The organism is Thermoactinomyces sp. DSM 45891, from assembly GCF_900119485.1.
Lineage (GTDB): Bacteria > Bacillota > Bacilli > Thermoactinomycetales > Thermoactinomycetaceae > Baia.
In genome coordinates, this window is the sequence record NZ_FPJZ01000002.1 from 172977 (window position 1) to 186282 (window position 13306).

Annotated in this window: 9 protein-coding genes and 1 tRNA gene; 4 read left to right on the plus strand and 6 right to left on the minus strand. The window is 38.0% G+C overall.

What is annotated here, in order from left to right; translation table 11 throughout:
- Positions 1–236 precede the first annotated feature (236 nt).
- A complete protein-coding gene (locus BT147_RS03955; RefSeq protein ID WP_072331176.1) occupies positions 237–833 on the plus strand; it encodes a thermonuclease family protein in 597 nt (198 codons plus the stop codon).
- On the opposite strand, the gene BT147_RS03960 is transcribed toward BT147_RS03955, so the two are convergent.
- Positions 830–1522: a zinc metallopeptidase gene (locus BT147_RS03960; RefSeq protein ID WP_502688552.1), complete on the minus strand. Its 693-nt coding sequence runs from the start codon at positions 1520–1522 to the stop codon at positions 830–832. The two genes, BT147_RS03955 and BT147_RS03960, sit on opposite strands and share 4 nt — an antisense overlap.
- 215 nt (positions 1523–1737) lie before the next feature.
- Positions 1738–2964: an MDR family MFS transporter gene (locus BT147_RS03965; RefSeq protein WP_072331178.1), complete on the minus strand. Its 1227-nt coding sequence runs from the start codon at positions 2962–2964 to the stop codon at positions 1738–1740.
- 271 nt (positions 2965–3235) lie between these two features.
- Here BT147_RS03965 and BT147_RS03970 point away from each other — a divergent pair, with 271 nt between their 5' ends.
- Positions 3236–4492 carry a dicarboxylate/amino acid:cation symporter gene (locus BT147_RS03970; protein WP_072331180.1) on the plus strand — a complete coding sequence of 419 codons (1257 nt, stop codon included), beginning with the start codon at positions 3236–3238 and terminating at the stop codon, positions 4490–4492.
- Positions 4493–4597: 105 nt separating this feature from the next.
- A tRNA-Ala gene (locus BT147_RS03975) sits at positions 4598–4673 on the plus strand.
- Between the two features lie 363 nt (positions 4674–5036).
- Here the strand turns inward: BT147_RS03975 and BT147_RS03980 are convergent.
- Entirely contained in the window at positions 5037–6140 is a 1104-nt protein-coding gene (locus tag BT147_RS03980; protein WP_072331182.1) for a DNA sulfur modification protein DndB, read from the minus strand.
- 714 nt (positions 6141–6854) lie between these two features.
- On the opposite strand from BT147_RS03980, the gene BT147_RS03985 reads away from it, so the two are divergent.
- Positions 6855–7316 (plus strand): mitochondrial porin family protein, encoded by a 462-nt coding sequence (locus BT147_RS03985; protein ID WP_072331184.1) that lies wholly within the window; start codon positions 6855–6857, stop codon positions 7314–7316.
- A 79-nt stretch (positions 7317–7395) separates the two neighbouring features.
- Here BT147_RS03985 and BT147_RS03990 read toward each other — a convergent pair whose 3' ends face one another.
- From BT147_RS03990 to BT147_RS04000, 3 genes are all read right to left on the minus strand, one after another.
- Positions 7396–9486 (minus strand): LTA synthase family protein, encoded by a 2091-nt coding sequence (locus tag BT147_RS03990; protein ID WP_072331186.1) that lies wholly within the window; start codon positions 9484–9486, stop codon positions 7396–7398.
- Between the two features lie 173 nt (positions 9487–9659).
- Positions 9660–10547, minus strand: a complete 888-nt coding sequence (locus BT147_RS03995) for a YegS/Rv2252/BmrU family lipid kinase (protein ID WP_072331188.1) — start codon at positions 10545–10547, stop codon at positions 9660–9662.
- Between the two features lie 35 nt (positions 10548–10582).
- On the minus strand, positions 10583–12724 hold the full coding sequence (locus tag BT147_RS04000) for an LTA synthase family protein (protein ID WP_072331190.1): 2142 nt from the start codon (positions 12722–12724) through the stop codon (positions 10583–10585).
- Between the last annotated feature and the right edge of the window lie 582 nt (positions 12725–13306).

Below are 13306 nucleotides of genomic sequence, written 5' to 3' on the forward strand. Positions count from 1 at the left end.
AAATTTTTCTTTTTATATTTAAAGTAAGATTTTTCATAATAAAAAAACTAGCGTCCTCTTGTACCTAATGCGAGGTTAAATGTATAAGTTGAGGAAGCGGAAGCTGAATGTTGCCATTAAAAAACGACTTGCTGTTACCACAGATAGAGATGATAACGCTGATTGAGACAGACTTTTTCTGTTGTTCTTCGGAAAATTGCAGAATATAATATTTCCACTTAGGAGGTCGAGCCTACATGTCTCAAAAAACAGTTCATATCATGATTCTCTCTATCCTGTCCCTTCTCATCTTTACCGGTTGTAGCACCATTACCAGTAAATCCACAGAAAATATGCCATCAGAAAAAATCCCCCTTAGTTCCGTTTCTGTCATTGATGGGGATACAATACAAGCCAGAGTAAAAGGCAAAGTGGAGAACATCCGACTCCTACTCATAGACACCCCCGAAACAAATCACCCAAATCTACCAAAGCAACCTCTCGCAGAGGAAGCCAAACACTTCACCCAGCTTCAGATTAAAAAAGCACAGAGAATTGAACTCGAATATGATCAGTCAAAGCGAGATAAGTACGGAAGATTACTAGCTTATATCTATGTCGATGAAAAATGTCTACAGGAGGCGTTACTTCGAAATGGACTAGCCCGAGTTGCTTATGTATACGAGCCGAACATCCGATATGAAAGTGAATTTCGGAGTATTCAAAAAGAAGCACAAAAAAAGAGAGCCGGAGTCTGGCAATGGGATCGTTATGTGCAACCAAATGGTTTCGACACACAACTAATTCCAAAGAACCAGCTTCCAACTCATCTATTACAGGAAACACATTATTAATCATCATCCGAAGAACCGAGGAACAGAAACACAAAACGGAGTAACTCCATCACAGAATATAGCGCTGCTGCTACATACGTAAGAGCAGCGGCGTTTAATACTTTGTTCACACCATGCTCTTCCTCATGACTGCGGATAAATCCATCACTTACTAATATCTGCTTCGCACGGCTACTGGCATTAAACTCAACTGGCAATGTAACCAGTTGGAAAGCGACAGCAATCGAGAAAAAGATGATCCCCACCAAGATAAGGCCCGTCGCCTTTAGTAAAAATCCAGCCAATAGAAGAAACGGGGCAACCCCCGATGTAAAGTTCACAACTGGAAACATGCGATGACGCAGAACCAACGCTCCATATGATTCCTTATGTTGCAAGGCATGTCCACACTCATGAGCCGCTACTGAAACAGAAGCAACTGAATGACCATGGTAAACTGGCTCAGATAATCGAACCACACGACTAATCGGATCGTAATGATCTGATAACGAACCTGGAACAGGCTCGACCGGAACATCTCGCAATCCATTTCGATCTAAGATATGACGAGCCACCTCTGCACCCGTCACGCCCGAACTAGCATTATAACCAGACCATGTTTTAAAGCTCCCCTTCACCCGAAACTGCGCCCAGATAGTTAAGGCAAATGCAGCAAGCGATAACACGATTAGTAATAAATTCATGGGCATGAAAATCCCTCCGAGTTTTTATGCTATATGAGAATTATATCATATAAAAAGTGTACCCCTTTTTTAGTAATAGAGAACATTTTTTGTAAAATATCCATTAACTACAAGAAGAAAGCACTGGAAGAATAAAGTTGCTTTTCAAAAAGGTTAGTCACATTAAGGAAAGGTAACCTCTGAATAAAATTACCTTCTCCTTATTTATTATTTTCTATATATCATGATGCTACCTTTGGTATAGTATGTTTCTTGCTACTTGCAAGCTTGTATTTTGCACGCAGAAGAAGAGGGACACCTAGAAGTGTAACAAGAACTAAAACTCCAAAAATGATCAAGGGTTGCCCTGCCCCGAAGTAACTTAACAACCATCCACCTACTATAGGTGACAATACATTCCCTAGCTGAGAAAAACCCATAGCTCCAAAATAAGTGCCCTTTAACTCAGGTTTTGCAATAGAATCAACTAGAGCATCCGTCAGTGTAAATATGAGGATTTCTCCAATCGTAAACAGAATAATTACGATACCAAGTGCAAAGAAGTGTGAAATAAACGCTATACTCAAATTACTAGCGCAAATACATAGACTCCCCACTATTAATACTGTATACGGAGAAAATTTTTGCGCAATCCGTACAACAGGGTACTGAAATACCAGTACAGAGATGGCATTGAGTGACATGAGGTAGGAAATTTTCACTCCATCTCCGAATCCAGGAAGCGTTGCAAAGTATTGTGGAAAAGTAGCATTCAGACTCCCGTAACCAAATGCGCAAAAAAGAACCCCCATAATAGTGAATAAGAACACCGTATCCGTTCTTGTTACATGAAAAGCTCTCCGCAGGCTAATCCGCTCAGATAAATCGTTCTTATAAAAAAGTGTAGGGTAGGCACGAGATTGATAGACTAACACCAGGCCATAGAGAGCATACACAGCAACTGCAAAGAGAAACGGGGTAGTAGATCTCGATGATCCCAGCACCACTCCTATTAAAGGTCCAAAGACAACTCCTATATTAATTGCGGCGTAACGTAGATTATAGATGAGTAGTCGCTTCTTTTCCTCCGTTATATCGGATAACAGCGCCCTAGACGAAGGTTCAAATATCGATTTACACAGACCGTTAAGCGCATTGACGAGGAAAAAGGCGAGAACACTTTGACTAAATGCAAACCCTAAAAAAACAAAAGCTCCGCCAAAGACGGATGTCAGCATAACCGTTTTATGTCCAATTTTATCTGCTAAAAATCCCCCATAGAAACTAGCTAAGATCCCAATACCCGAACTAGAAGCAATAACCAACCCAGCTTCAATAGGGGTTGCATGAAGGACATTCGTCAGATAAATAGCTAGGAAAGGAATACTCATCGAAGTTGAGAACCTACCAAACATCGTACCTATGATGATAGTCCAACCGATCGGGTGAATATCCTTCAGATTTTTCATCTTGTGTCTGTCCCCCTTTGTGATGTTCTGAACAATTATAAATTATATTATTTTATATTAGCATAATACAATCTAGTAATAGTAGATAAGAGGAACCCAAATATTACAATCACTTTCTGTTCTCAAGGGCAATACCATTTCCCTAAGATAATTCCTACTATTTTTACTTTTATTAAGAAATCATTTACTTTTCATATAAATTTAGATAGTATATTACTAAATTTCATTTTTTACGATATCCATCAAAACAAAGAGAAAGAGGCTCATATTTATGAAAAAACTTTTTTCTAACCTAACCTTTCAGGTACTCATTGCGATCTTTCTAGGAATTTTATTTGGTTTCTTAATGCCAAGTGTCGCAAAAGAGATGAAGCCTCTAGGAACCCTTTTTATTAACTTAGTAAAAATGTTAATCGCTCCCATCATATTCCTTACAATCGTCTTAGGAATCGCCAAGATGGGGAATATGAAGAAAGTGGGCCGGGTCGGTGGAAAAGCTTTGCTCTATTTTGAGATTATTACGACCATCGCTCTCCTAATTGGCCTTCTTGTCGCTCATTACATTCAACCCGGAGCAAATGTGAATCTGGCATCCATTAAAGCAGGTGATGTATCCGAGTTTACCAAAGCAGGAGAGAAGATGGACTGGGTGGACTTTTTCATTCACATCGTTCCCGAAAATGTAGTGGGTGCCTTTGCCAAAGGTGATATTTTGCAAGTCGTTCTATTTGCCGTTCTATTTGGATTTGCACTTGCTAGCTTTAGCGATGACTATAAAAAACCCATCATCGATCTATCAGAACGAATATCGAATGTCTTCTTCCGCATCGTCCAAATGGTTATGCGTGTAGCTCCGATTGGTGCCTTTGGCGCGATATCCTATACCATTGGAAACTTCGGACTAAAAACATTGATGCCACTGGGTAAACTCATGATCTCCGTTTACTTAACTATGGCCATTTTTATCTTCGTTGTTCTCGCCATCGTTTGTAAAATATATAAGTTTAGCATCTTCAAATTCTTGCGGTTTATCAAGGACGAAATATTAATTGTTCTCGGAACTTCCTCTTCTGAGACAGTACTGCCTAGAATGTTAAACAAAATGGAGAAGTTTGGTTGCTCTAAATCCGTTACCGGCCTAGTTATACCAACCGGTTACTCCTTCAACCTAGACGGCACCTCGATCTACCTATCGATGGCAGTACTCTTCCTCGCTCAAGTATTTAGCGTCGATCTCAGCATCTGGCAAATGGTTACTATTTTCGGAATCCTCATGATTACATCTAAAGGAGCCGCAGGGGTCACAGGTTCGGGATTTATCGTTTTAGCCTCCACCCTCTCAGCCTTGCATGTAATCCCTCTTGAGGGTCTAGGATTACTACTTGGCGTTGATCGTTTTATGTCTGAAGCCCGCGCTATTACTAACTTAATAGGAAATGGAATCGCTACCGTCGTAGTGGCCAAAAGTGAGGGAGAGTTTGACGAAGAACAAAATAGACGAGCATTAGCCGAAATGAAAGCATCGTAATTGACTTCAGTTTTATCACACTCTGTCCCAGCGGAGTGTGATAAAACGAAGTGGATAAATGATTATTTACATTCTATTTATTTCATTGTATGATTAGCTTGTTATGGGGCATTAGCTCAGCTGGGAGAGCGCTACACTGGCAGTGTAGAGGTCAGCGGTTCGAGCCCGCTATGCTCCACCATCCAAATCATAAACAGTCACCCAGCGCTATCACTTTTTAGACAGCGCTGGGTGACTGTTTATTGTAAGAAAAAAGAATCTAGATATTCAAACGAAAATCTTAGTGCGTATAAAGCAAATGGAATGCCCATAATGCCTCAAAGCAATAACTCTTCCATTCTGGCGAAGGGAAACAACAAATGTTTTAGAATATTAAACTGTTGGCCCAGTTGGATATTCTAAAAGTTGACTCTTGAATGCTAGCCTCCAGCGATAAAAGACCATCATCACTTTTCAAGCATCCCCCCTTCCTTTCAAATTGGCAAATCTCCTATCTAACATACCCTTCATATTGTTCTGTTTGTTAAAATCAAAGAACAGAAAACTATATTCGTATAGATTCATATGGGATACTATTTTCTATGAGAGCATTACATACTCCATTTACTCCTCCTCCAGTACCACTAAAAACAAACTTCTCTTTTAGTGGATCGTAGTTTCCACCATAACCGTTCCACATTTTATTGTCATGCTTCCAATTTATGTTTCTGAGTCCAGTTAGATAGGTTTTCCAATCGACAATTTGATGATTATTCAGCAAATAATATGCATACTTACCTATACCTTGCATTGTAACTGCTAGCCCAATAATATACTTATTGCGATTATTGCAATCGTTAGGTAGCGAGTCGAAAATAGTATTTAATACTTCGTTTACTGTTTCTTTCATCTCATCATAGTTACTATCATTTAATTTGTGATCTTTGTCCTTGTCTGTCCCACTGATAATGAATGAAATTGTATTTCGTAATGTTGATAAAACCATAAGGTTTGTATTTTTATCCCTCAATTGCGTTTTTTCAGTTTCAATACCGTACAGAACAAGGTATTCATTCTCTTGTTTAAGCTCTTTAGCCATACGATTGTACAAATCTGTGTTATCAAATTTTAATGAAATTGACTTACTGGGCTTAGCCGCTAGTAAATTCAAATCATGAAAAAGCTGTTGCTCATGTTGCTGACTCATGTTATCAAAAATCACAACAGGTACACACATATTCTCTAGCCGCTCAAGTTTTTTTGCTAAATTTTCTTTAGCATCTTGATCTTTAGCATTTGAAAGCTCATTACGCAATGTATTTAGGGCTAATTTTATCCCTTCGATTCGATGTTGACCATCATTGATACTTAATACAGAATTAATATCCAGGCTAACTGCATGAAAATTATCATCATATTTAATTGAGCCCTTTGAAGTTGCTGTGACTGCACTTAAAAAACAATAATTACTTGTCTTTAAACCGCTCAATATATATTTAGCAATATCTTTAACACGCACCATATTAACTTTTCTCTGAACATCAGGAAAAATCACCAATAAACGTTCAACTACATTAAATGGTATTATGGTGACAAACACATTTTTCCCAAATTGATTTCCAGCCGCTCCGTTAAAATTAACAGATATACCATTTTTTTTATTATTCAAACTGATCATCTCCCTTTTTTTCATTATATACTTATAGTATAACGAATTTAATATATTGTAAATATTATATTGCGGCTTAAAAAGACTTCAAAAACATTGTAGCTAATTTAGACATACTGACCTACAGTACTCTGAAAGAAAAATGATCTACTTGTGGGCTATCTATTCCCATTTAAAGATATTAATAGAATGAATTTTCTTTTTATTTAATATGATTATAACTCCTTTGTTGAATAATCCATACTCAAAAAGTACGTGAAGATAAAAAATAAATCACTTTTAAGCGAACAAAGGAAGTTTTCTATGACGGCATTGTTCAAGTAATTTTCTTACAGGATATTCTCTGCGTAATTTCTCTTTGGTTCAAGGAATATCGGTACTGTTCATTTGAGCTAGTTTAATGGTTTTTTATACTTACGATCGTATATATTTACATAAAATATATAAATTTATTTTAAAAAGAAATGAACATAAAGTTCATTAAAACTAATTATACTTTACTACAAAAACAGATGGCATTTACAAAACCCTTTATAATACCTTTGTAATCTATCGTTAAAATGTCTTTTGACCATTTCAATCTAGCATTCTATTCATAAACAAAAGATTTATAATAAAGTTTTAACTGTAAATTTATATAAAAACATATAAATTTACATCATTCTATGATATGATTTGATTGTTCGATAAACTTTGAATAAGGGGTTGTTGTTAATGAATGCAAAACGTTTCGTAGTAGGAATGATCGCATGTGGAGCTATGGTAGTAGGTGCAGGGTTTGCTACACCTTCCACTACTCAAGCAGCTGAAGTTAGTAAAGTATCTCAAGGCGGATGGGAAGAGGCTACTTTCACAGTAGAAAATAATGCTTCTATTCCTCAAGTAGTATCTGCACAAGTAGATACGAAAGTAGAAAGTACAACCATGGTGAAACATGGCAAAAAGACGTATGTATATCTATCGCTTGGCACTAAAGGTGCTGTGTATGACTTCAATGTAAAAACAGCAGTTATTAAAGACGGCAATCTTTCTCTATTAGTTCAAGCAGAAATGAATCCATTAATCAGAAAACTAATGCCAAGCCCAGAGTTCGTAGTTCTTTCTTTTGATAACACCAAATATCAAATCAATGAAGTACACGGACATCTTGTTGAAGGTGCAATTCCTGTTCGTTAATCAGTAGCCCTACATAAAACTTCCCTCAGATAGCAGTTTATGATTGCAACTGTCTACTTGAGGGGAGCTTTTCCGTTTACTAATCTTTCATCTGAAAAACATTAGAGACGGCTAGGTCCATTCCTTTCGTATCCACATTCTTCACTTGAACCTTAGACTTCCCAAGCCCCTGTGCTTGTTCTTCTGACACGATTCCTACTAAGCTACCATCTGGTTGGTACGTAGTCTTCAGTTCTTTTCCATCGAGATAAATCTTACTCGGACCCGAAAAGATTTTACCTGTCACTTGGATTGATTTTTCTTTTCCAGATCCCTGCAGAGCGACGTGATAAATGGACATCTCTCCGTAGCCATAAATATACTTTTTGGTTGCAATTTGATCTTTTAGATTACCGTATCCATAACGCTTACCGAACAGAATATCATATTGTAACATCCGATAATCAGCTAGATCTTCCGGTTTCATCCCCAGCTTCTTATAGGAATCTTGCGGAGGAATAACAGAAAAACGCTTCGACAGATTATAAAGGTAATCTGTATAGTAGGTTCCTTCTTTTTGAGCTAAATGGAGCACATACGGACCTACAAAAGCAGAGCTAATGTCTAACTTATCTTGATGCTCTGGTAGATAATTATTCCATACCATGAGCGGAGTACGATACATCTTGTTAAGGAAATCAGGATCACTTGATCCACTGATATAGTTCATTTCTTTATAGGCTTTATAATTAGCCCCTAGGGCTGGTAAGTGATCACCAAAGAAAACGACAATCGTCGGTTCCTTACTCTTCTCATAATGCTCCACCAACATCTTCAGCATCTCATCAGCACCAGCAGTACCTGTAGCATAATTTTCTAGCAAATCCTTTGTTTCTGCTGACATCTGGCCATCTACTGTAATCGTCTTTTCGTTCTCTTTATATTTATTTTGATAAGCCCCATGATTCTCCATCGTATTAGCGAAGATGAAGTCAGAACCAGAGCTCTTCTCTGTGGTTTCAATAATCTTTTTCGCCACTTCACTATCTGCGATTTGAGGTCCCTTTTTCTTCTGCTCGAAAAATTCTCCACTAATATAACGAGAAAAACCAAAATTTCGATACACTTGGTTAGCTTGGTAATACCAGTTATGGGTTGGGGAAATCGCGGTTGAATTATATCCTTGCCTGCCTAAGATACTCGCGAGAGAATCAACACCATGATTTACATATTGGTTATATGCAACTGACCCAGATGGCAGGAAACGAACTGTATTTCCTGTCAACACTTCAAACTCTACATTCGCTGTCCATCCACCGAATTGAGGAGATAGCATCTCTCCATTCGAGTATTTTTTCTGTAATGAGTGATAAAATGCCAATGGGTCCTTACTAAACTTTACATTCTTCATTTTGGTCGGATCCCACAAGGACTCACTTAATACCACGATAATATTCGGTTTATCTTTCGAGTTACCTTTCTCGCTTTTCGAGATCCCATTAATCAATGACTTAATTTTTTCTTCGCTATATCCTTTCGGTTCTTTAATAAATACCTGATTAATATTTAACATAGTCGAAACCAAAAAGCCATTTCGAATATAGTTATTTACTGGATGAACAGAGGAATGAGCGATTCCTAGCATTTTTTTAATCGGAATAGGTTTGTCTGTATAGGCCACATTTAGTAACAGAATCGATAGAATAAGGAAAATTCCTCTCTCTAGCCACGAGAACTTCTTTTGGAAATGAGGTAGCTTCTTGATCAGCACGATACTTACCGTCACAAAGCTAGCTACTACCAGAACCATATATAGTGAAACCTCTTGTATATATCCGGTCAGATCAAATGCTTCGCTTGCAAGTAACACATCCCAAGGCATCATAGGGGCATCGATCGTCCTCCACTTAATACCACTAATAAAAGCAATGACTACTAAAACCACAGCAATGGTCCAATATGCGATCTGAGCTCGCCCAATCAAAGCGATACAAAATGATAACAAGCTATAAACAATCAAAAAAGTAAGTACTACAGAAGGAAAATCACCAATATCAAATAACCATCCTGATAATGATCGAAGACTGCCTCGGTTGAGTAACTCTACCACCACAACAAGAAGCAAGGTTAAAATCCATAAAGAATATCGAGATTTCATATAGTTTATTAGGTAATGTAATTTTGATTTCATCCAATTATATCTCCCATATATAATGTAGTATAGACATTTAATATAGACCAAGTGATTATACCATGGAAATAGAATGATTTATGAACTCCAATTTCAACCAATAAGGAACACAAAAAGCTCCCTTCTGATAGCAGTTCATACTTTCAACTAACTATCCGAGCGGAGCTTATTATTTACGGAACAAATACTTCTAGGTGCTTTGTCAAGATCTCAAATCGCCCTGACAACTCACCAGTAGCCCACTCTCCATCTAGATTTAAGTTGAGGGGTTCCGGTGTTTTGATATTAAGACTCTTTGTCTGAAAGTAAATGACCCGAGAGTCATGTACATGCTGTCCACGATAAGCTAGAGCAGCTAAGTGTAGTAGATCGGGAATTTTGGTCTTCGGCACAATAATCACATCAAGTAATCCATCATATAACGTTGCTGAGGGTGCAATTTTTTGAAATCCACCTACAGAGACACTATTCGCGATGAGGAAGAGCAGGACTTCAATCTCCCACTCTCCCTCTGGTGTCTCAATATGGATCGGGAAAGGATCACTTAACGTGCCTAATTTCTCCATCGCCTTCGCATAGTAAGCAAGCGGTCCTAATACCGTTTTTAGTTTACTTGGCGCCTCATAGGTAACTTCTGCAATCCGCCCCGCAGCTGCAACATTAATAAAATAACGTTCCCCATACTTTCCTACATCAATACGCTTTATCTTGCCTTCTTTTACTATACTGGTTGCCGCTAAGATATCCCGCGGTAACTCAAGAGCTCTAGCAAGGTCGTTTACAGTTCCCGCGGGTAGTATCGCGAGCTTAGGCGGATTCGGATGGCTCGCTAATCCGTTCACTACTTCATGAAGAGTTCCATCCCCACCTGCAGAGACCACTAAATCAAATCCGCTTTCAGCTGCAGCTTGTGCTTCTTCCGCCGCACTCCATCGATACTTGGTTGCAAAACAAGATGTCTCATACCCTGCGTCTTCCAACCGATTGAGAATTTTGGCAAGGTTTCTCTCCACCAATTCCCGGCCTGCTGTTGGATTATAGATAAGGCGAGCACGTGGCATAAAAGCCCACCCTTTCCTCGATAAGCTATCTATCTCTATTTTTTCATTTGGTACACATTGGAGACCGCGAGGTCAATTCCCTTCGGTCCATTTTTCACTTGAATTTTAGCCGATGCTACTTTTCCTTCATCCGATATGATTCCAATTAGGCTACCATCCGGTTGATATTTAGTTTCGATCGCTTTTCCATCTAAATAAATCGTACTCGGACCGCTAAAGTTTTTCCCAGTAATGTGGATGGTCTTTTCCTGACCAGATAATTGCAAGGTAACATTTTCAATCGTCATATCTCCGTAGCCGAAGACTAGCTTCTTACTTGCAATCTGATCTTTTAATTTACCATAACCATACTGTTCACCAAACATAATATCATACTGCATCATCTGATAGTCTGCTAAATCCTCCGACTTGATCTTCATCTGCGAATAGTATTCTTGCGGTGGGATCATAGGATATTTCTTAGAGAGATTATAGAGATAGTTGGTATAGTACGTTCCTTCTTTCTGCGCTAGGTTTAGCACATACGGAGCAATAAAATTAGAACTCATATCTAATTTATCTTGATGCTCAGGTAGATAGTTATTCCATACCATCAAAGGAGTACGGTACATCTTATTAAGGAAATCTAACTCCTTAACAGTCCCTTTCGACCTATCTCCGTAGTCAGTACTTGCAGATGGAAGGAAATCAGGTCCACTATCTTTGCCAATATACTTAGCATCTTTATATGCAGAATAATTTCTTCCTAGAGGAGGCAAGTGGTCACCGAAGAACACAACAATCGTTGGTTCCTTGCTCTTCTCATAATGCTGTACCAACTTCTTCAGCATCTCGTCAGCATCGGCAACACCCGTAGCGTAATTTTCTAGCATATCTTTCGTTTCCGCAGACATCTGGCCTTCTACTTTAACGGTCTTCTCTTTATACTTGTTAATATACGATCCATGATTTTCCATCGTATTAGCAAAGATAAAATCAGAGCCTGAACTCTTCTCTGTTGTCTCAATAATCTTTTTTGCTACTTCATCATCCGCGATGTAAGGGCCTTTCTTCTTCTCCTCGAAGAACTCACCACTGATAAAACGAGAGAAACCAAAGTTTTGATATACTTTGTTAGCCTGATAAAAACGACTGTGAGTTGGAGAAATGGCCGTCGTGTTATATCCTTGTCTTCCTAAGATACTGGCTAAGGAATCCACTCCATGGTTCACATACTGGTTATATGGAATCGCACCTTGTGGAAGGAAACGTACCGTGTTCCCGGTTAACACCTCAAACTCCACATTTGCCGTCCACCCACCGTAAGCCGGACTTAACATCTCACCGCTTGAATACTTTTTCTGTAGCGAGTGATAGAAGCTAAGTGGGTCTTTACTAAGCTTCACATCTTTCATCTTAGTCATGTCCCAGAGCGACTCACTCAGGATTACAATAACGTTTGGATTTACTTTGGGGTTTACTTTGTCATTTTTTGAGTTGCTATCGACTAATGATTTAATTTTTTCTTCACTATATCCCTTTGGCTTGTCGACAAATGCCTGATCGACATTTAAGATTGTAGATAGTAAGAAGCCATTTTTCTTATAATTTAAGTCCTGAATCGTTCTTGAATACTCAATGCCAAATTTTTTCTTAATCGCGATCGGCTTATCTGTAAAGACTACACCTAATAAAACGACCGATAGCAAGAGAAAGAGACCTCTCTCTGTCCAGTTAAACTTCTTTTGAATATGTGGTAGCTTCTTAAAAAGCAAAATACCCACTACAACAAAAGCAAGTATCGCAATCACCATTTTAATTGGAACCTCTTGCAGATATCCTGAAAGATCCATGGCTTCGTCGGTCATGGTAATATCCCAAGGCATCAACGGTACTTCAATGAGTTTCCACTTCATTCCGCTAATAAACGCGATAAGCACTAAAAACGTACTTATCGTCCAATAGGCAATCTGTGCACGCCCGATCAGGGCAATAAATAAGGAAAGCAGCCCGTAGACAATCGCATACGTAAGCACAAAAGCCGGCAAAAAAGACTCCTCTTTAAAAATCCATTTCGTTAAGTCTTGAACTTTTCCTCGATTTAACAACTCTATCATGAATACAAGTATGAGAGTTAAAATCCACAGAGCATATCGTGACTTAATATAATGTAAGACGCGTTCTCTCTTTTGTTTCATATATCGTATTATCTCCTACATCTACAAAATTATTTTCTATTATAACCTAAAATATTGTATCATGAATGCGATTATCGATACGTTCCAACTTTATCCACATTTAGTTTTTCTGTACAAGGACTTAACCTACTTAACAACACTTAGGGTATATTAATAATGTAGCAATTTATGAGTTATACTCTAGCTGATTTTTCTATATTTATCCAGTAAAAATGAGTGATTAAAAGAAAGCAGAAACAGCATCCACTCAGAAACACGAATGCTCCATAAAAGGTAGGTAGTTGTGTACAACCTCTGTTTCATTCCCCTCTGATTGAAGTGTCTTAACCCCTCTTGTTACGGCATCCTCTAGCACATTAATCTAGTCAGTGAATTTCTATGAAACTCCGGTCAATTATACACAATAGGATTAATAGTAGACAATGATAAATCCAATGTAATAAGGACTACTTGTATGAAATGTTGTTTTATATTGTAAATATAAGTAATTAAAAACTACTGGTTTTATTTCTATTTTCTAATTGACAATAATTATCATTCTCTATTACAATGGCAGTATAAATGAGACTAATTATCATTATC